This window comes from Aquamicrobium ahrensii, assembly GCF_040545755.1.
GTDB classification, from domain to species: domain Bacteria; phylum Pseudomonadota; class Alphaproteobacteria; order Rhizobiales; family Rhizobiaceae; genus Mesorhizobium; species Mesorhizobium ahrensii.
In genome coordinates this window covers 34,868-55,926 of sequence record NZ_JBEPMN010000002.1, presented here as the reverse complement: position 1 = coordinate 55,926, position 21,059 = coordinate 34,868, and the positions used below count along the sequence as shown (strand labels likewise).

Genomic DNA, 21,059 nt, shown 5'->3' with positions numbered 1-21,059 from the left:
ACAGGGGGGTTCCGCGTTTCCGGGAAGAAAGCTTCCGGCCAACAAGCAGTGCCCAAACAAGCAGTGCATTGTCCATCTTCGTGGGGGGGATGCACACAAAGCAGACGGCGACCGCTTCGGTCGTCGAACCAGTGGAACCGTGCCGGCACCATATCGCCTGACAGATGACGGGTGATCGTGTCGCACGGTTCTTTAATCGAGGACACGATCATGGGAAACAATAACGGGTTAGGCGGGTTTGGCCTTTATCTCCCTTGGTGGCCGCTGGGCAATCAGGACCAGAGCCAGGATCAGGACCAACACCAGGATCAGGGACAGGACCAGCACCAGAACCAGGATCAGGACTCCTGGCAGAACCAGGGTCAGGAGCAGACCGCGCAGAACACGGCCGCCAACGAGGCAAATAACAACGCCGGCAACAATGCGGGCAACAACGCCAGCAATTCCGCGGGGAATTCCGCGAGCAACGGCGCCTCGAACCAGGCCGGCAACGCCGCGAACAACGCGGCCAGCAATGCTGCGGCCAATGCCGCCGGAAACGTTGCCGAGAACGTGGCGACGAACACCACGGACGTCGCAACCAATGTCGCGACCTCTGTATCGACCTCGGTCAACCTGGGTCTGGATGGCATCATCCCCAGCGACAACGACTTCGCCGACGTCGACATTTACGGCGGCGCCAGGGTCGATCAGCTCTTCATCAATCGCGACGGCGTGATTTCCTACGATCCGGGTGACGACGTGTCCTTCGAAGACATTCTCAACGGTTCGCTGAACGGATCCGGCAACAACGCCTTTGTATTCAACCAGGTCAACGATCTGGTCGACAACGACATTCTGAAGGACCCGCAGGTCCATAACAACGGCAACTTCCAGCAGCAGGGCAGCGCCACGGGCGGCTTCGCCAAGACCGGCGACGGCATAAATGCCGGCGGCGGCGGCGGTGAAGGCGGCGGCGAGGCCAATGCCGATGGCGGCGGCGGCGGACGCGGCTCGGCCTATGGTTCCGACGCCTTCGGCGGCTTCGGCGGCCACACCAGCGCAAGCGCCGGCGACGGCAACGGCGCGGATGCCGGCGACGGCGCGTCAGGCACCGGCTTCGGGCTCGGGCTCGGCGGCCTTGGCGTCGGCATCGGCGCAGGCGGCGACGGCGGCGCGGGCGGTGACGGCGGCGCGGGCGGCTCCGGCGGCGGCGGCGGCGCAGCCTATGGCGGCGCTGGCGGCGCGGGTTCCGGCGGCTCCGGCGGCGCAGGCACCGGCGGCTATGGCGGCAGCGGCGGCACGGCCGGCAACGGTGGCGCAGGCGCGGCGGCGGCGGCGGCGGATGCTGCAGCGGCGTCGGGACTTGCCGGCGCGGCGGCCGCGGCGGCTGATGCAGCGGCAGCCGGCGGCGGCGCCGGTGGCGCAGGCGGCCTCGGCGGTGCAGGCGGCGCCGGAAACGGCGGCCTCGGCGGTGACGGCTTCGGCGGCATGGGCGGCGCAGGCTCCGGCGGCATGGGTGGCATGGGTGGCGCAGGCGGCATGGGCGGCGACGCCGATGGCGGTGGCGGCCTCGGCCTCGGCGCTGGCCAGGGCATCGGCCTTGGTCTCGGCGGCGGCACCGGCGGTGCTGGCGGCGACGGCGGCGCGGGCATCGGCGGCTGGGCTCTGGCTGCCGGCGGCGACGGCGGCGCGGCATGGGCCGGTGAAGTCTCCGGCGGCAATGGCGGCTTCGGCGGCATGGGCGGCATCGCCACCACGGGCGCAGGCGGCGCAGGCGGCGCAGGTGGAATGTGGGGCTCCAACAATGGCGATGACGGCTTTGTCACCGGATCGTCGCAAGCCAGCGCCAGCGCGCTCGTCGACACCAGCGCCTTCAACCAGCAGATTGTCATGGGCGCGAACGTCCTTGGCAACACGGTCGACATGACTGTGGTCGGCGGCGACCTGATCAGCACGCTGGTCGGGGAAGACGACGGATAAAAAAGCCGTCCACGGGTCCGGCGTCCTCTCCCCCCAAGGACGTCGGGTTCTGGAGCTGTGCATGGTCCCCGTGCACAGCTCCGCACTTTTCCCTTCATGCCCGCAGCGGGCGATCATGGAAAACGAGGCACGAAAAACGGGGGAGGCAGATCTGGACTGAAGCCCTGCGCCGTTCGGCAGATCGGCACGGCCAGGAGCATCGCATGGGGCGGGCGGCCCTGACCAACGGTTCTGCTGGCAAGCCAGCGAGGTAGTGCACCATGCATATGGACTCGACCACCGAGATCATCGCCCATTTCATCGGAGTGTTTTCCCAAACCGTCGAGGATGTGCGGCTGCGGCTGGACTACGCAAAGTTCACCGCCCAGCGCGAAGCGCCGCCCGAAACACCCGATCTTCTCGACATCAAGCTGAACATGGTCAGCCCCTACACGCTGGGGCAGTTCGTGGCGAAGGTGACCTATGCGCCACCCGCCTTCGACATGGTGTCGACGGCCATTGTCACGCCGGTTTCCCATCAGCCGATCCCGCTGCATATTCCGCCCGGAAACCTGACCAAGGTGTTCGGGCACACTCCCCGGCATGATATGCCGGGGATGGGGGACAGGGTGATCCCCGAATATGAGCCTATCGGCTCGCTCGCTCTCTATCTTCGGCAGGAAGCGCAACTCGTCGACAACGACGTGCTGACGATCGGCAGTCATGGGCTCGGCGTGCAGATTGCGGGCGACCCGGTCGCCGCCCTCGCCCAGCTTGTCGAAGCCGCCTCGCATTTCCAGCCACTGGCCGCCATGGAGAGCTTGCATACGGAGGCCGACGCGGGCGATTTCATCCTGCATGTCACGGAGTCCGCCGATACGCTGCCCGATGCAGCGCCCGCCGGCGGCAGTCTCTTCGTCGCTCACGGCGAAGCCACGGCCGGCATCCATGTCAACGGCGAAAGCGTGGACGAAGCGCCGGTCCTCGAGGATCTCCTGCCGGCGAAGTTCCGGCCGCCGCCTGAAGAGACCGAAGACGACACGCCCACGCCAACCGGCGTCGACCACTCGCACAATTCAAAGATCGAACTGGAAGCGGGAGGCAATCTGCTGGTGAACGAGGCCGTGCTGGTCAACAACTGGTACGGCGCGCCGGTGGTCGCCACGGCGGGCAATTATGTCCACGTCAACGCCATCAGCCAGACGAATGTCTGGAGCGATTGCGATGCGGTCTCCGACGCTCTGGGCGGCTGGCAGACGCTGACCAGCACGCCGACTCAAGGCTTCAACGTCGCCACCATCGAGACCATTTCCAACCCGGCCTATGGCGCAGAGCCGGCCGGCGGCTCCGGCTTCCCCTCCTACTGGCAGGTCGCCCGCATCGACGGCGATCTCCTGATCGCCAACTGGATCAAGCAGATCAGCTTCGTGCAGGACAACGACGTCACGGTGATGTCGGCCAGCGGCGGCGGCGCCACCATCACGCTCGGTGGCAACACGGTCGTCAACATCGCTTCGCTCGCCGAACTGGGGAGCTATTACGACCTCATCATCGTCGGCGGCTCCATCTACCACGGCAACATCATCAGCCAGACCAACATCCTGCTCGACGATGATCTCATCGCGACCGTTGGGGACTTCCAGACCTCGGGCGACGCCTCGCTGTCCACCGGCGGCAACCTTTTGTGGAATCAGGCGTCGATCACACAATATGGAACGATGAACTTCGAGGGCCTGCCCCCGTCCTTCCAAGAGGCGGCCGACAAGCTCGCTTCCGGCCCCGCAGATGCACCATCCGGCCTGCTTCAGCATGACGCCTTCGGCGGACTGACGGGTCTGAAGGTGCTCTACATTTCCGGTGATGTGATCGATCTTCAATATATCAGCCAGACCAATATTCTCGGCGACGCCGATCAGGTGGCGCTGGCGATGGATCAGGCGGGCGCTTACGCCGATGCGGACTGGAACATCTCGACCGGCGCCAACGCCCTCGTCAATCATGCCCATATCGTCGACGGCGGCGTCGATTCGACAGTCTATGCCGGCGGCCATGTCTATTCGGACGAGCTGCTCATCCAGGCCGAGCTGATCTCGAACGACAGCAGCAGCCTCTACATGCAGGACGCCAATGCGCTGGTGAGCGAAGCCGTGGTGTTCCTGAGCGACGACATGCTGACGCCGGACGCCGACGACGGCGGCCCGGTTCATGACGGCATCGCGCCAGGGGCCGGTTCGGCGGACGTGATGCAGACCATGCTGAGTTGATACGAACCATACTGACCGGTCCGGACGGAGGGGAGCGTCTTCATGGAGAGGTTTCAGGCAACGGCGGCGTCTCAGGCCGCACCAGGCAACACGACATTTCGCGAGCCCGACACAGGGCAGTTGATACGAGTGCTGGCGGCGCTCGAAAGGGAGATCGAACTCTCCGTCGAGGATGCCGTTTCGGAGCACCGATGCAGCAAGCAGGCGGATCGTCAGGCCGCATCCGAAAGGGCGCGCGGCGATCCGGAGCCGGAGAACACGATGCGACAACCGCAACAATCCGGACCCGAAGCGGCCCGGCCGGGCGCGACGGTCATCCTGGATGGCGAGAGCGGCCCGATACAGGCGCGGCCGCAGCCGCAGGGGCGCGACGCGGGCCAGCCTCCCTCGCCGGCCGGCCGCTATGCCATCGCCGACGACAAGGCCGGCGGCGGCCAGAAGGATGGGAATGGCGGCTCCGGTCCCTTCCATCGCCGCCTCGGGCCGGTGGACCTGTCGAAGAGCCTCAGCGCCGGACTTGGCGCGGTTCGCAAGAACCTTTTGATGGTGTTCCTGTTCACCAACGCCAGCAATGTTCTGGTGCTGGCCATCCCGGTCTATCTGTTCCAGATATCGGACCGGGTGCTGACCAGCCGCTCGACCGACACGCTGGTCATGCTCACCATCGTCATCGTCGGCGCCGTGCTCCTGCAGGCGACGTTCGACGCCATCCGCCGCTTCATCCTGATGCGCACCGCGGTGGAGGTTGCGGCCCAGCTTGGCGCGCCGATCCTGAGCGCCGCCGCCCGCGCCTCGCTGCATGGCTCGGGCCGCGAATACCAGACGCTGGGCGACCTCCAGCAATTGCGTTCGTTCCTCGTCTCGGGAACCTTGCTGTCCTTCCTCGACATCCCCTTCGCGCCGCTGTTCATACTGGCCGTCTATCTGGTGCATCCGCATCTGGGCAGCATCATCATACTGTCCGGCCTGCTTCTGCTGGTTGTCGCCTTCGTCAACCAGCGGGTGACCGCCACCCCATTTGGCGAGGCCAACGTCTTCCAAAGCCGCGCCAACCTGCATCTCGACTCCATGGCCCGCAATTCGCAGATCATCAACGCGCTGGCGATGATCCCCGAGGCGGTGAAGATCTGGGGGCAGGACACGGCCGGCTCGCTGAAGGCGCAGGTGAAGGCGCAGGACCGCAACATCGTGTCCGCCGCCACCTCGCGCGCGATCCGCCTGCTGACGCAGGTGGCGCTGCTCGGCTGGGGCGCGTTCCTCGCCATCGAGGGCGAGATCACCGGAGGAATGGTGATCGCCGCCTCGATCATCGCCGGCCGCGCGCTGGCCCCGATCGAAGGTTCCATCGAAGGCTGGAACCAGTTCATCCTGTCACGCGGCGCCTATGGCCGCATCAGCGCGCTGCTGCGGTCCTCACCGCTCAATCTCGAACGGCTGGTGCTGCCCAATCCCGAAGGCCGGCTCGACGTGGAGCGCGTGCTCTATGTGCCGATGGGCACCAAACGCGTGGTGCTCAACGGCATCAATTTCTCGCTTCAGCCGGGCGACTCGCTCGCCGTCATCGGCAATTCGGGCGCGGGCAAGACGACGCTCGGCAAGATGCTGGTCGGCTCCATCCTGCCGACTTCGGGCGCTGTGCGCCTCGATCTGATGGATCTGCGCAACTGGGATCAGCGCCAGTTCGGCGACAATATCGGCTATCTGCCGCAGGACGTGCAGCTCTTCCCCGGCTCGATCAAGGCCAATATCGCACGCATGCGCGACGACGTGGAGGACAGCGAAATCTACCGCGCCGCGATCCTCGCCGACGTGCATGAGATGATCGCCACTTTTCCGCAAGGCTATGAGACGCTGGTGGCGGCCGACGGATCGCCGCTTTCGGGCGGGCAGAAGCAGCGTATCGCCCTTGCCCGCGCCTTCTTCGGCGATCCGCGCATGATCGTGCTCGATGAGCCGAACTCCAATCTCGACGCCTCGGGCGACGCCGCCCTTGCGCGCGCGCTGCGCCACGCCAAGGAAAACCGCATCACGGTGGTCGTGATCACCCAGCGGCCGTCACTGCTACGCCATGTCGACAAGATCCTGCTGATGACCAACGGCACCATTTCCATGTTCGGCCGGCGCGACGAGGTGCTGCGGGCGCTGGCGGCCTATAGCGCGGGACATCTGGATGGCAATCCGTTCGGCGAGCGGCTGCCCCAGCCCGGAATGGCCCAGCCGGCAACCCCCCAACCCGGCATGAGCCCGGCAGGCATCGCCCCCACCAACATGGCCCCAGCCACCATGGCAAAGGCAGGTGCGGCATGAGCACGGATATCGCAAAGCTGCATGACCTCACCTGGTATGCAGAAGTCCCCCGCTCCATCCGCAAACAAAGCATCGCCGGCGTGCTGTTGCTGGTCGTGTGTTTCGGCGGTTTCGGCCTGTGGGCCGGGTTCGCGCCGCTCGCCGCCGCCGTCATCGCGCAAGGCAGTTTCGTGGCTACCGGCCAGAACAAGATCGTCCAGCATCTGGAAGGCGGCGTCATCAGGGAAATCCTCGTTTCCGAGGGCGATCATGTGATGGAAGGCCAGCCGCTTGTGCAACTCGACGAAACCTCCGCGCTGTCCAATGAGCGCCAGCTCTTCCTGCGCCGTGCACGGCTGGAGGCCATCGTGGCGCGGCTGACCGCGCAATCCGAGGAGCGCCCCAGCATCGCCTTCCCGGCCGAGTTGACCGGCAACGCCGTCGATCCCGAAATCGCCGAAATCCTCGCCAGTCAGCGGCTGAATTTCGAAGCCTCGCAACGCAAGCTCACCAGCGAGATCGAGTTGCTCAACAACAACATCGCCGCGCTGGAATTCCGCGCCGGCGGCTACGAGGCGCAACACGAGGCGTTGAAGCGACAGATCGGCTTCCTCAACGACGAGTATGCCGGCAAACAGAAGCTCTACGACCAGGGCCTGCTGCGCAAACCCGAGATATCGGCCATCCGGCGGGCCATGGCCGAGGCGGACGGCCAGAGCGGAAGGCTGACCGCCGAAATCGACGAGACACGGTCGCAGATGTCGCGCTATCGCCAGCAGAAACAGCAGACGCTCGCCGCCTACCGGCAGGCGGCGCTGGACGAGCTGCAGAGCGTCGAGGCGGAACTGGATTCGGTGCGCGAGCAATCGCGCACCGCCGAGAACGTGCTGCGCCGGGCGACCATCAACGCGCCGGTCAGCGGAACCGTGGTCCGGCTCTATTACCATACGGCGGGCGGCGTTATCGAAAGCGGCAAGAGCATCGCCGAAATCCTGCCGTCAGACGTGCCCCTCATCATCGAGGCGCAGATACCGCGCACCAAGATCGATTCTGTGCGCGCCGGGCAGGAGGCCACGGTGCGGCTCACCGCACTGAACCAGCGCACCACGCCGGTGCTGACCGGGACGGTCTACTACGTCTCGGCCGATGCGCTGCGCGAGCAATCGATACAGGAGGTGCGCGAGATCTACCTTGCGCGCGTACGCCTTCCGCCCAGCGAACTGGCGCGCGTACATGGCTTCCTGCCGACGCCCGGCATGCCGGCCGAGGTCCTGATCCAGACGGCGGAGCGCACTTTCTTCGACTACCTGTCGAAACCCATTCGAGACAGCATGAACCGCGCCTTCCGGGAGGATTAGACGGGCCCTGCGTGCGGTGCTACCATCAGCCGGTCTTGGGCAAACAAGCAGCCTCGCGATGAACCGATCGGCGCCGCCTTTCAAGGATGTGCTGACCCTTCTGGGTCAGCTCAACTATACCTGGACCAACACCGAAAGCCTTCTCATCCACCTGATCGCAGGGCTGGCCGTGGTCGACAAGGAAACGGCCACCATCATCTTCCTGACCCTCAACACCACGCGCGCCCGCGTCGATCTGGTCGAGCGGCTGGCCAAGATGGCGCGCATGCCCGCGCCTGTTCGCAAGGACGTGCTGGACGTCACCCGCAAGATGATGGCCGAAGCGAAGCTGCGCAACAAATACAACCACTGCATCTATTCGTTCGACGACACCGGTGACAATGTCTCCACCCTGCTGATGCGGGTCTCCGAATCCGGCGACCAGCTCAGATATGGCAAGATGGACGCCATCGACGCCGACGAAATCGCCAACATCACCCGCTCGATCAACCGGCTGGCGGAGACCAACCGCGAAATCTGGGCGCTTGCCCGCCGCCACGGCTTTCCACTCTGAAAAGACAGGGCGGCGCGCCCTGCGATGCTGTGCGGTCCCGTCATCACGATGCGAGCGCTACCCCGGCCATGCGCGCCGCCTGCGACTTGCATGCGCGGCCTGTGAATGAAGCGACCATCCTTCTTCTTCTTCTCATTGACAGAAATGGAACTCCGGCACTAGGATTGTCCGCATAGTGAACATAAATTCATTATACGGACAATCCCGAACCCCGAATGATGCCCTGCGCATCCATCAGCCATGGAGAATCCAATGAATGCGGTGCGGCGTCTGGCCATCGCGCGGGTGTGGCACGAAGCCAATGCCTTTTCCCCCGTTCCGACCGGTCTCGACCGCTTCCGTATGCGTGAATGGCAATGCGGCCCCGACGCGCGCGACGCTTATCAGGACACGGCCACCGAAATGGGCGCAGTGGTCTCGTTCCTTCAGGCGCGCGAGGACTGGGACGGGGTTTTCCTGCGCTGCACCTCGGCTCCGCCCGGCGGCCCCGTGGAGCAGGCGGGGCTGAACGCCATTTTCGACGAGATCATTGCCGGCCTGGCTGATGGTCCGTGGGACGGCGTCTATATTTCCCTGCATGGCGCGATTTCGGGAACGGAGGATCCGGGCCCGGACCACACGCTGCTGCGTCGCGTACGCGACGCGGTCGGGCCCCATGTTCCGGTCGCCGTTAGTTTCGACATGCACGCCTGTCTCGATCCCCGCATCGGCGAATGCGCCGACATCGTCGTCGGCTACAAGAGCTATCCCCATATCGACATGGCGCAGACTGCGGCCAAAGCGCTTGCGCTGCTCGACCGCATGGCGCGCGGAACGGAAAGTTTCCGCTCGCTGGTGTTGCCGGTTCCCATGCTGCCGCCCAGCCATTCCATGCGCACCGCCATCGAGCCGATGGGGTCGCTGGTGCGCCTTGCGGCCGAAACCGAGGCAGCGCAAGGGTTCGGCGACATCACGATGTTCGGCGGCTTCGCCTATGCCGACACGCCATGGACCGGCGCATCCGTGACGGTCTGCTACCCTGACAGCGGCGAGCAGGCCCACGGCCTGGCGTTGGCAAGCGCGCAGAAACTCGCCGTCGGGATGAAGCGCCGGCACAAGGAATTCTTGCCCTGCCTGCCTGACGCGGCGCAAGGGCTGAGGCAGGCCCGGCAACTGCTGGCGGAAGGCCGGCGCTGGCCGGTCGCGATTTTGGAAAATGCAGACAACCCGCTTTCCGGCGGCGCGGGGGATACGCCTGCCCTGTTCCGCGCACTGGTCGAAATGAACCCGGAGTTTCCGGCGTTGTTCGCCAGCTTCTGCGACCCGGACCTTGTGGCCCTGGCGCATGAAGCGGGTGTGGGCGCAACTCTGGACACCCGGCTTGGAGGCCGGCTGACAGACGCTTTTGGCCCGCCCGTCTCATTCAGGGGCGAGATCGTGCTGCTGACCGACGGCCGTTTCGTCAATACCGGGCCGATGGAGCACGGAAGAACGGAAGCGACAGGTCGTACGGCCGTGCTTCGCAACGGCAACATCACGGTCGTTATCGCAGAAACCGCGCAGAGCGTGAACGATCCGGCGTGGTGCGCACTGCATGGTTTCGACCTCACCCGCATCGCGCTGTTCTGCACCAAGGCCAAGAACCATTTCCGCGCGGGTTTTGGCGAATTATGCGAAGCCATCATCGATGTCGACACGCCGGGGCCCGCGCCGGCCGATCTGACGCTCCTGCCTTATCGCCATGTATCGCCGGCGTTCCTGCGGCCATGAAACAGGCGTCGGAACCGCGGAGTTCGCCTAGCGGACATAGAGGCGTCATGCTAACGGGAATGCATGTGAATGATTCCCGGGAGAACCCGAATGGCCTCAGAAGAGATTGATGATCTTTCCGACGGGCAGACGGAAAACAGCGCCGATTTCGTTCGCTCGCTCGCCCGCGGCCTCAGTGTCATCAAAGCCTTCGACCGCTTCACGCCGGCGATGACGCTGAGCGACGTGGCGCGCAAGACCGGCCTGCCCCGCGCCGCCGCCGGCCGCTTTCTGAAAACGCTGGTCACGCTGGAATATGCCAGCTTCGATGGCCGCGAATATCGGTTGCGTCCTCGTGTTCTGGAACTGGGCATGGCCTATTTCAGTTCCTTCTCCTTCATTGAAATCGCCAACCCGATTCTTGAGGCGGCGGCCAAGCAGGCGGAAGAGCCCTGTTCCATGGGCGTGCTCGACGGCGCCGAACTGGTCTATGTCGCGCGCCATACCGCAAACCGCATGATGTCCATCAGCATCGCGCTGGGAAACCGTTATCCGGCGACCTCCACCTCGCTCGGTCGGATTCTGTTGGGCGGCCTGTCGGATGCCGAGCTGGACGCCATTCTTGACAAGGCCGGCATTCGCCCGGTCACCCCGATGACGGTGACAGACAAGCACAAGCTGCGCGAAATGATCGTTCAGGGACGTTCCGACGGCTATTGCACCGCCGATGGCCAGCTTGAGGTCGGTATTCGCTCGATCGCCGTGCCGGTGCGCGGCCGCGACGGCAAGATCATCGCCGCCATCAACATGGGCGTTCCGGCCACACGGCACAGCATGGAAAGCCTTGTTTCGCATCTGCTGCCGATTTTGCGCAGCGCGGCAAGCGAGATCGAATTCGCCATCCGCTCGCGACCATAGGCCGTCTTATCCAGGTTTCGGTCCGGCCGGCATCCGGCAAAGCCGACGCCGGGAGCACCGCACCGCGAGAGGCCAGGCCTCAGGAAACATTCGCAGTTCCGCGGAGAGGGCGAAACGATCTGCCGCCCTGCCTTACGCAATTCCGGACACACGATCGCCTCGCCCTCTCCCTGCAATCGCCACGGCCCTTCCCCCGGCCAGCACCCTCTTCCCTCTTTTCGACACGGCCACAGCAGCAGCCCCGACAGGTGACGCCTTGTTCTTGACACCGCCAAAGTTTCTTTCTAGTTTGTACGCACAGTGAACTTAAGACCGCCTAGCGAACACGATAAACCATTACGCCGGAACATGAAGAAGGGAACGCATGACCGCTGGCACGCCCATAGTGGTGGACAACCTCCACAAGCGCTTCGACAGGCTTGAGGTTCTCAAGGGAATTTCGCTTCGGGCGGAACAGGGCGATGTGATTTCCATCATCGGCTCCAGCGGCTCGGGCAAGAGCACCTTCCTGCGCTGCATCAACCTTCTGGAGCGTTACGATTCCGGATCGATCCGCATCTATGGCGAGGCGTTGAAGGTCGGACCGAAAGGCCGCATCGACAACCGTCAGGCCGATCGCATCCGCCAGCGCGTCGGCATGGTGTTTCAGAGCTTCAATCTCTGGTCGCATCTCACCATCCTCGAAAATCTGATCGAAGGGCCGGTCCACGTGTTGGGCATGAAGCGGTCGCAGGCGATCGACAAGGCGGAAGCGCTGCTGGATAAAGTCGGCATCCACGACAAGCGCGCCCACTATCCCGGCCATCTTTCCGGCGGCCAGCAGCAGCGCGCCGCCATCGCCCGGGCGCTGGCCATGGACCCTGACGTCCTGCTTTTCGACGAGCCGACCTCGGCGCTCGATCCTGAACTGGTCGGTGAGGTGCTGCGTGTCATGCGCGGGCTGGCCGAAGAGCGCCGCACGATGATCATCGTCACCCATGAGATGCGGTTCGCCCGCGACGTCTCGTCCAAGGTCGTCTTCCTGCATCACGGCCGGGTCGAGGAGGAGGGCTCGCCCGAGCAGGTCTTCGGCGACCCGCGCTCGGAGCGCTGCCGGCAATTCGTCAGCCAGGCCTTCGCCGCCGCCTGAGACAGTCATTCAAGAATAACGGAGGAAAATCGGATATGACCACAATCAGAAAGACCCTGCTTGCCCTGCTGGCCGGCTGCGCGATGGGCCTCGCGGCCGCCGGAGCGCAGGCCGAAACGTTGCGCATCGCCACCGAAGGCGCCTACCCGCCCTTCAACTTCGTCGACGCCAAGGGCGAACTGCAAGGGTTCGACGTGGACATCGCCAAGGCGCTTTGCGCGGAAATGAAGGTCGAGTGCACCATCGCCGCCCAGGCATGGGACGGCATCATCCCCGGGCTGAACGCCGGTCAATACGATCTCATCGTCGCCAGCATGTCGATCACGCCTGCCCGGCAGGAAGCCGTGAACTTCACCCAGCCCTACTATCAGGCTGGCGCGGTGCTGGTGGCGCCCAAGGATTCCGGCCTCGAGCCGACGGCCGACAGCCTCGCCGGCAAATCGATCGGCGTCCAGCGGGCCAGCACCTACGCCAAGCTGATCGAAGCCAACTTCCCCAAGGCCGACGTTCGCCTGTATGACAAGACCGACAATCACAATCTCGATCTCGTCTCCGGCCGCATCGACGGGGTGATCGCCCAGCGCATCATCATGTCGGAGTGGCTGGGTTCCAGCGACGGCGCAGCCTATGAAATAAAAGGCGAAGCCATGCTCGACCCGGCCATTCTCGGCGAGGGCGCCGGCATCGCTCTGCGCAAGTCCGACACCGAACTGCAGGCACGCGTCGACACTGCGCTCGCCGCCATTCTGGAGAACGGCGTCTATGACGAAATCAATACACGCTACTTCCCGTTCAGCCTGAAGCCGGCGAACTGACCACGTTTGCAGACGTGCCGCCGACAAGCGCGGCGCGTCGAAGGTTCCGAGGCCGGCGCCACGACTGATCGTTCTTCCGACCGGGCCTGAATGTCCGGTCGGGAAAGCTGTTTGCCGGCACAACCTCAATTCGCAAGGACAAGCTCATGCCCGATCTGCAAGGGTTCGGCTACATGCTGGCCGAGGGGACGCTGATAACGCTTCAGGTCGCATTGCTCAGCACCGTTTTCGGCGTGGCGATCGGTATTGCGGTGGCCATGATGAAGCTGTCGTCGAGCCGTTTCGCGCGGCTGGCGGGCGACGTCTACACCACGCTCGTTCGCGGCGTGCCGGCACTGGTTTTCATCCTGCTGATCTATTTCGGCGGAGTGAGGCTGGTGAACGAGATCGGGCATGCTTTCGGGCACGACCAGCATATCGATATCAACGCATTCGTGGCCGGCGTGTTTGCGCTGTCGCTGGCCTTCGGCGCTTATGCCACGGAAGTGTTCAGGGGCGCGTTCCAGTCCCTTCCCAGGGGGCAGATCGAGGCGGCGCGGGCGCTTGGCATGGGCCGCTGGCTCACCTTCCGGCGCGTCTCGCTGCCGCAAGTCTGGCGCATCGCCCTGCCCGGCCTCGGCAACATCTTCCTTGTCATCCTTAAGGAAACCGCTCTGGTTTCCGTGATCGGTCTGGAGGAGCTGATGCGCAAGACCGAATATGCGGTCGGCTTCACGCGCCAGCCCTTCACCTTCTTCCTCTGCGCCGCCTTCATCTATCTCGGCCTCACCATCATCAGCATGCTCGCATTGCAGATGATGGAGCGTCGGGCGGCGCGCGGTTTCACGCCTGTGGAGGCGGCATGAATATCGGCGTCATGATCGAGAGCATCCCCGCGCTGCTCGGCGGTGCGGGCCTGACCCTCAGACTGGTGGGGTTGGCGCTTGTCGCCGGCTTCGCCGTCGCCTTCCTGGTGGCGTTGGCGCGCCTGTCGCGCAGCCCGCTATTGTGGGCTCCCGCCTACGGCTTCGTGTTCTTTTTCCGCGGCACACCGCTGCTGGTGCAGATATTTCTCGTCTATTACGGCTTATCGCAATTCCCGGCGGTGCGGGCGAGTTCCCTGTGGTTCATCCTGCGCGAACCCTTCTGGTGCGCGCTGATCGCCTTCACGCTCAACACCTCCGCCTATACGGCGGAAATCATGCGCGGCGCCATCCAGGCCGTGCCGCGCGGTCAGATCGAGGCGGCGATGGCCATCGGCATGTCACGCCTGACGCGCATGCGCCGCATCGTCTTGCCGCAGGCCATCCGCATCGGCCTGCCGGCATATGGCAACGAGGTGATCCTGCTCATCAAGGCGAGCTCGCTGGCCAGCACCGTGACATTGCTGGACCTCACCGGCGTCGCCCGCACGATCAGTTCGGTCAACTACATGCCGGTCGAACTGCTTTCCATGGCCGCTCTCATCTATCTGGCGATGACCTTCACCGTCACCCGCGCCTTCAAGTTGCTGGAGCACGCCGTCTCGGCCGATCGTCGCCAGCCTCCTATCGCCGGCGGCTCTTCCCAGAAGTCTCTTTCCGTCGCATCCGGGCAAGCGAAATGACAGTTCACCCCCAAGCCGCCGCCTGCAAGAACTGGCGCGAAGCCGCCAGCGTGCTGAATCCGGGGACGCAAGCCTTCATAGACGGCGAATATCGGCCCGCCCGATCCGGCGCGACGTTTCCAACCGTCAACCCGGCCACCGGCTCGATCATCGCCCATGTGGCGGCCTGCGGCGCAACCGATGTCGACGATGCGGTGGTGGCGGCCACGCGCGCGTTTTCGGCCGGCCATTGGGCCAATGCCGCACCAGCCGCACGCAAGGCGGTTTTGCAGCGTTTCGCCGATCTCGTCGAAGCCGACGCCGAAAGCTTCGCACTGCTTGAGACGCTCGATATGGGCAAGCCGATCCGCGACAGCCTGTCGATCGACGTGCCGGCGGCGGTACGTTGCCTGCGCTGGTTCGCCGAAGCCACGGACAAGCTCTATGACGAGATCGCACCCACCCATGGCGACGCCCTTGCCATGATAAGGCGCACGCCGGTGGGGGTCGTCGCCGCAATCGTACCGTGGAACTTCCCGCTGGTCACGGCGATGACCAAGATCGCGCCGGCTCTGGCGGCGGGAAACAGCGTTGTCCTCAAGCCATCGGAATTGTCGCCGCTCAGCGCCATCAGGCTCGGACAACTGGCCAGCGAGGCGGGTCTGCCGAACGGTGTGTTCAACGTCGTCCCGGGCGTCGGGCCGGAAGCCGGCAAGGCGCTGGCGCTGCATGAAGGGGTCGCGGCGCTGTCCTTCACCGGCTCGACGGCGGTGGGCAAGCTGCTGATGGGCTATGCCGGCCGGTCCAACCTGAAGAAGGTCAGCCTCGAATGCGGCGGCAAATCCGCCAATATCGTGCTTGCCGACTGCCCCGACATCGATCGGGCGGTGGAAGCGGCCGCCATGGGCGCCTTCCACAATCAGGGCCAGATCTGCAACGCCGGCACGCGGCTGATCCTTGAAAGGCCGATCCGCGACGTTTTCCTTGAAAAACTGGTCGCCCTCACCCGGACATTCCTGCCCGGCGACCCTCTCCTGCCCGAAACGCGTTTCGGAGCGATGGCCTCCGCAGCTCATGCGGCGCGGGTGCGCGACTTCATCGGGAAAGGCATCGGGGAAGGTGCGCAACGCCTTACCGGGGAAGGGCCGGCGCTGCCAGGTATCCTGCCGGAAAGCTGCATCCGCCCCACTATTTTTGCGGGCGTGAGCAACGCCATGACCATAGCGCGCGAAGAGATTTTCGGTCCGGTTCTCAGCGTCATCGACGCCGCTGACATGGATGAGGCCATAACGATCGCCAATGACAGCCCTTACGGGCTCGCCGCCGCCATCTGGACACGTAACCTGTCCCGGGCGCTGAAGATCGAAAGGCGGCTCGACACCGGCCTCGTCTGGATCAACACCGTCCGCGTCGGCGACATCACGGTGCCGTTCGGCGGCGTCAAGGCATCCGGCAACGGGCGGGACAAGTCCCTGCACGCCTTCGACAACGTGACCCACCGCAAGAGCGTCTGGGCGGATTTGTCGGCATGACGAAAGCCAGACGCATTCTGGTCGGCGCGATCCTGCATGAGACCAATACGTTCAACCAGGTTCCGACACGGCTTGCCGACTTCGCCGGCCGCTATCTGCTGTTCGGCACGGAGGCTGCGCACCGGCAGCTTGCCGGCACCGGCACCGAGATCGGCGGCTATCTGCAAGCGGGCGCGACCCTTGGCTGGAACATGGCGGTTGCGGTCGCCGCAGCCTGTGGCCCATCCGGTCCGCTCACCGCAGGCGACTGGGCCGTGCTCAAGGCTGCTCTTTTGAACGCCGAAGGACCTTTCGACGGAATCGCGCTCGCTCTTCATGGAGCCATGGTCACCGAAGACAGTCTTGATCCCGAAGGTGAATTGCTGATGGCGCTGCGGGCCCGCCATGGATCGCAGGTGCCGATCGTGGCCACCCTCGACATGCACGCCAACATCTCCGATGCGATGGTGGAAGCGGCCGACGCCTTCTTCCCTTACCGCACCTATCCGCATGTCGATCATGCGGAATGCGCCGCCGACGCAGCCGCTGCCCTCACGCTGTTGATGGACCAAGCAAAGAGAGGCATGGGCAACACGCGCCTCACCCGCAGTGTCCTCGTCCGGCCACCCATGCTCGATGCCGCCGACCATGGCCGCACCAGCCCGCCCGGCCCCATGAACAGGCTGCTGGCGCAGACAAGCGAGATCAGCGGCCGGCCGGGCCTCGTTTCCGCCGGACTGACCATAGGTTTCCCGTGGGCCGACGTGCCGGAGGCTGGTCCTGCGGTCGTGGTCACCGTGATGGCGTCCTCGCCGGCCGACCCGCTGGCTCCGGCCATGGAGCTCGCCGAAGGATTGTGGGAAAGCCGCGATCGGACGCAGCTCGATTTTCCCGATGCCGCGGAAGCGATGGCGATCGCCGCCGGGACAAGCAGCGATACGCGCCCGCTGGTGCTGGCCGACTTCGGCGACAACCCGGCCGCCGGCGCTTACGGCGACTCGCCCAATCTGCTGCGCGCCATGATCGACGCAGGGCTGGAGAATGCGGCTTTCGCCAGCCTTGCCGATCCGCGCTCCGTTCAGCGCGCCAGGGAGGCGGGAGAAGACGCCATGATCGACCTTGCGCTGGGAGGCACGCTCGCGCCGGACATCGCCCCTCCGCTCCATGCCACGGTCAAGGTTCTGCGCCTGCATGACGGCCGTTTCGAATGCGAGGGGCCCGTGCTGCGCGGACTGAAGGTCGACATGGGACCGATGGCGTTGGTGCAAATTGCGGGAATCCGCGTTGTGATCGCCAGCCGCGCCCTTGCCGTCACCGATCTCAACCTTTTGCGGGCGGTCGGCATCGAACCCTCCAGCCTCAGCACGATCGGCCTCAAGAGCCGCAACCACCTGCGCGCCGCTTTCGGTCCCATCGCCCGGGATATCGTTCTGGTCGACACCGGCGGCATCGCAACCATGCGCCTTTCGCAAATTCCCTATCGCCGGATCGACCGCTCCATCTGGCCTCTCAGCCCCGCAGACCCGTCACGCAAACTGGAAAACGCCCATGTCTTCGACACCGCGCCCCGATCTGAGGAACGACCCCTCGCCCTCCACCGCCACGCTCAAGGCGGTTGACCTTGCTCACCATCTGCATCCGTTCACCGATCACCAGGAACTGCGCGGCGACGGCGGCGCCCGCGTCATCGCTTCCGGGAAGGGATGCTATCTGACCGACACCGAAGGCGCGCGCCTGCTCGACGGCATGGGCGGACTGTGGTGCGTGAACATCGGCTATGGCAGGCCAGAACTGGCGGAGGTCGCAGCGCGCCAGATGCAAGAACTGCCCTACTACAACAGCTTCTTCAAGACGACGATGCCGGCGACCGTCCAGCTTGCGGAAGACCTCGCCGCCCTGACGCCGGAAGGTCTCAACCGCGCGTTCTTCTCCAATTCGGGTTCCGAGGCGAACGATACGAATATCCGCATCGCCCGCATGTACTGGCAGAAGCAGGGACAGCCTGACCGCACAGTCATCGTCAGCCGCAATCTTGCCTATCACGGCAGCACCATCGCCGCCGCCAGCCTGACCGGACTGGCCAGCATGCATGACATACCAGGCATTCCGATCCCCGACATCGTCCATGCGCCGGCGCCGTTCTGGTGGGCCAATGGCGGCGACATGTCGCCAGAGGAATTCGGCCTTCAGGCAGCGCGCGGTCTGGAGGAAACCATCCTTGCGGTGGGCCCGGAACGCGTCGCCGCCTTCATCGGCGAACCGGTTCAGGGCGCAGGCGGCGTGATCGTGCCGCCGTCGACCTATTGGCCCGAAGTCCAGCGCATCTGCCGCAAATACGGCATATTGCTGATCGTCGATGAAGTGATCTGCGGGTTCGGCCGCACCGGCCGGTGGTTCGGCAGCCAGACCTTCGACATTGCGCCCGACATCATGACGGTGGCGAAGGGCATGTCATCCGGTTACCTGCCGATCTCGGCCAGCATCGTGCATGATCGCGTTGCCGAAGTCGTCTTCGACGGCCCCGGCCGCTTCCCGCACGGCTACACCTATTCCGGCCATCCGGTCGCGGCCGCCGTCGCCCGCGAAAACATCGCCATCATGAAGCGAGAGGGCGTTGTGGAACGCGTGGGCGGTGATATAGGCCCCTACTTCCAGGAGCGGCTGGCCACCCTCCTCGACCACGAACTGGTCGGCGAAGTGCGCGGCGTCAGCCTCATGGCTGCGGTCGAGCTGACCCGCGACAAGAAAGGACGAAGCGCCGTCGAGCCATTGGGCGGCCTTGCCACCCCGGTGCGCAACGCCTGTTTCGAAAACGGGCTGACAACACGCGCTGTGCGCGACTGTCTTGTCTTCTCTCCACCGCTGGTCATCAGCCGAGCGGAAGTGGACGAACTCGTATCGATCCTGCGGCGCAGCCTCGATCAGCAACTGAAATAATCCGGGAGGGGCGGCGACGCCGGACGACCGCCGGCACTCAAAAGCGTCGCATAAGCCCATCCGGCCGCCATGGAAGTCCGGGCTGATATGAAGCCCGGCCAGACCGGCCAAATTTCGGGGCGCGGGGCCATTCCGGCTCCGCCTGACATCGCGCGCGAACAGGACGGCGCTGTCACACAAATGCAACGCATCGTGCGGAATGCGCATTCGTCAGAACGCCCTCTGCTCCAGCCGCCAAGTCGCACAAAACATGAGCGAAGGGACGGGTTCCGGCGGTAAGTTTCCAAATGCGCCCAACCCTCCGGAACCATTCCAGAAACTGGAGTACTTGACTCTCCTTTAATCCTCGCCAATGGCTTCCTGGCAAATCAGCCCGCCGCTCTCCGGCCAGCCAATCTTGATTGTTCTGTTCGTTGTTGGTGGATGGGCCTGGCATGAGCACGCGTAGCGGGGAATTCGAGGCGCTTTATCTCGATGAGCAGCCGGGGCTTTTGCGCCGGGCGACGCGGCGTCTGGGTTCGCGCACTCTGGCCGGCGATCTCGTACAGGACGTCTTCCTGCGCCTGTGGGAAAAGCGCATCCTTACGCCCGATGACGCCGCCGCCTATCTCGGGCGGTCCGTCAACAACGCCATCGTCGATCATTTGCGCGCCGAGCGCGTTCGCAGGGAATATGTCGAGGGCATCCTGCCCGAGCAATATGCGGCTCAGGTGCCGACCCCGCATGACATCATCGAACCCCGCGACGAAATGCGCCGCATGGACGATCTCATCCGCGCGCTGCCGGAGCGGACGCGCCACATCTTCCTGCTGAACAAGGTCCATGGCTGCAACTACTCCGAAATAGCCGACGCGCTCGCCATCTCCCGCAGCGCCGTGGAGAAGCATATCGCCCGCGCCATGGTCGCCTGTCGCGGCGTCAGGGAATAATTTCAGGCAAGCCGGGTGGTTTCCCCTCTTGCCCGCCTATTGATTCAGGAGGGAAAGGCCGCGCTAGATGCCGGCCGGTTCCGTTGCAACAGATTCGGTCTCCCATCATGATCAGCAGCCAGGATTCCCAGCCGCCCCGCCCGCCCGAACGGGTCGAGCAGGAGGCCATCGCCTGGTTCACGCGCATGAACGGCGAGCCTTCGGCCGGGGACCACGAAAACTTCAACCGCTGGCGCAATGCGGACCCCGCGCATGAGAGAGCCTATCGCGACGTCAGCGCCACATGGGCGTCCACGGATGCGCCGGGAGAAAGGGTCGCAGCCGAAGAGGCCGATACGCTAAGCGGTTATCTCGATGCGATCGGCAGGAACCGACATCGCCGGCGCAAGCTCAACGGCCAGATTGCCACATTCACCACATTGCTCGCGCTCGTGCTGGGTTTCACCATTTGGCTGGAGCATCCCGATGTCCTTCAGAACCTTGCCGCCGACCATGTGACCGAGCGCGGACAACGTGGGACCGTCATGCTCGCCGACGGCACCGTCGTCATGCTTGACGCGGGCAGCGCGCTGACGGAGCAGATGGACGGCGACGCGCGGCGCGTGCGCCTGCTGCGTGGCGCCGCATATTTCGACGTGGTGCCCACGGGCCGCCCTTTCATCGTCGAGGCCGGACAGGGCGAGACACGCGTAACCGGCACGGCCTTCTCGGTCGAGCTTCGTGACGACGATACGGTCGTCACCCTCGCACGCGGCAGTGTCGGGGTCTCCTCGCATACGGACCACCGGAAGGCGATGCTGGAGCCGAAGCAGAGTGTCAGCTATGGCAGCGCCGGGCTGGGTCCGATAAGACAGGTCAGCCTTGACGATGCCTTGGCATGGCGCGACGGTCGCCTGATTTTCGAGAACGCCCGGCTGGAGGATATCGTCTCGCAGATCGGACGCTACCGGTCCGGGCGCATCATTATACTCGGTTCCGGCCTCGCCGGGCATCGCGTCAGCGGCAACCTGCCGCTGGACGACCCCGACGCCGCGCTCGCTTCGCTCCAGGCCACGGTCGGCTTCCGCATGAACGGCATTGGCGGCCGCCTGACGATCATCGGCCCCTGATTGTGAAATATTTCTCC

Annotated in this window: 16 protein-coding genes; all 16 read left to right on the top strand. The window is 64.8% G+C overall.

From position 1 onward, the window contains the following. The first annotated feature begins 210 nt into the window (after positions 1–210). The 16 genes from ABID44_RS03185 to ABID44_RS03110 all read left to right on the top strand — a co-directional run bounded on the left by ABID44_RS03185 (position 211) and on the right by ABID44_RS03110 (position 21,042). Positions 211–1,962 (top strand): hypothetical protein, encoded by a 1,752-nt coding sequence (locus ABID44_RS03185; RefSeq protein WP_354150238.1) that lies wholly within the window; start codon positions 211–213, stop codon positions 1,960–1,962. A 260-nt stretch (positions 1,963–2,222) separates the two neighbouring features. Further along, a complete protein-coding gene (locus ABID44_RS03180) occupies positions 2,223–4,205 on the top strand; it encodes a type I secretion protein (RefSeq protein WP_354150237.1) in 1,983 nt (660 codons plus the stop codon). 42 nt (positions 4,206–4,247) lie between these two features. Then, complete coding sequence (locus ABID44_RS03175) at positions 4,248–6,512, top strand: type I secretion system permease/ATPase (protein WP_354150236.1); 2,265 nt, start codon at positions 4,248–4,250, stop codon at positions 6,510–6,512. Then, the gene (locus ABID44_RS03170) at positions 6,509–7,849 is read left to right on the top strand and encodes an HlyD family type I secretion periplasmic adaptor subunit (RefSeq protein WP_354150235.1); all 1,341 of its coding nucleotides are present in this window, start codon (positions 6,509–6,511) and stop codon (positions 7,847–7,849) included. Before ABID44_RS03175 ends, ABID44_RS03170 begins: the two co-directional genes overlap by 4 nt. Positions 7,850–7,907: 58 nt before the next feature. Then, entirely contained in the window at positions 7,908–8,402 is a 495-nt protein-coding gene (locus ABID44_RS03165; RefSeq protein ID WP_354150234.1) for a hypothetical protein, read from the top strand. Between the two features lie 252 nt (positions 8,403–8,654). After that, positions 8,655–10,151: a M81 family metallopeptidase gene (locus ABID44_RS03160; RefSeq protein ID WP_354150233.1), complete on the top strand. Its 1,497-nt coding sequence runs from the start codon at positions 8,655–8,657 to the stop codon at positions 10,149–10,151. A 90-nt stretch (positions 10,152–10,241) separates the two neighbouring features. Further along, positions 10,242–11,048: an IclR family transcriptional regulator domain-containing protein gene (locus ABID44_RS03155; RefSeq protein ID WP_354150232.1), complete on the top strand. Its 807-nt coding sequence runs from the start codon at positions 10,242–10,244 to the stop codon at positions 11,046–11,048. 364 nt (positions 11,049–11,412) lie between these two features. Continuing rightward, entirely contained in the window at positions 11,413–12,177 is a 765-nt protein-coding gene (locus ABID44_RS03150; protein WP_354150231.1) for an ABC transporter ATP-binding protein, read from the top strand. 35 nt (positions 12,178–12,212) lie between these two features. Beyond that, the gene (locus ABID44_RS03145) at positions 12,213–12,992 is read left to right on the top strand and encodes a lysine/arginine/ornithine ABC transporter substrate-binding protein (protein WP_354150230.1); all 780 of its coding nucleotides are present in this window, start codon (positions 12,213–12,215) and stop codon (positions 12,990–12,992) included. 146 nt (positions 12,993–13,138) lie between these two features. After that, complete coding sequence (locus ABID44_RS03140) at positions 13,139–13,837, top strand: ABC transporter permease (protein WP_354150229.1); 699 nt, start codon at positions 13,139–13,141, stop codon at positions 13,835–13,837. Next, positions 13,834–14,577 carry an ABC transporter permease gene (locus ABID44_RS03135; protein ID WP_354150228.1) on the top strand — a complete coding sequence of 248 codons (744 nt, stop codon included), beginning with the start codon at positions 13,834–13,836 and terminating at the stop codon, positions 14,575–14,577. Before ABID44_RS03140 ends, ABID44_RS03135 begins: the two co-directional genes overlap by 4 nt. Beyond that, positions 14,574–16,088, top strand: a complete 1,515-nt coding sequence (locus tag ABID44_RS03130; RefSeq protein WP_354150227.1) for an aldehyde dehydrogenase — start codon at positions 14,574–14,576, stop codon at positions 16,086–16,088. Before ABID44_RS03135 ends, ABID44_RS03130 begins: the two co-directional genes overlap by 4 nt. Next, complete coding sequence (locus ABID44_RS03125) at positions 16,085–17,686, top strand: M81 family metallopeptidase (protein ID WP_354150226.1); 1,602 nt, start codon at positions 16,085–16,087, stop codon at positions 17,684–17,686. The genes ABID44_RS03130 and ABID44_RS03125 overlap by 4 nt, the downstream gene beginning before the upstream one ends. Further along, a complete protein-coding gene (locus tag ABID44_RS03120; RefSeq protein ID WP_354150225.1) occupies positions 17,616–19,004 on the top strand; it encodes an aspartate aminotransferase family protein in 1,389 nt (462 codons plus the stop codon). The genes ABID44_RS03125 and ABID44_RS03120 overlap by 71 nt, the downstream gene beginning before the upstream one ends. 434 nt (positions 19,005–19,438) lie before the next feature. Continuing rightward, the gene (locus ABID44_RS03115) at positions 19,439–19,933 is read left to right on the top strand and encodes an RNA polymerase sigma factor (protein ID WP_354150224.1); all 495 of its coding nucleotides are present in this window, start codon (positions 19,439–19,441) and stop codon (positions 19,931–19,933) included. A 107-nt stretch (positions 19,934–20,040) separates the two neighbouring features. After that, positions 20,041–21,042, top strand: coding sequence for a FecR family protein (locus ABID44_RS03110; RefSeq protein ID WP_354150223.1), 1,002 nt, complete (start codon positions 20,041–20,043; stop codon positions 21,040–21,042). Positions 21,043–21,059 lie beyond the last annotated feature (17 nt).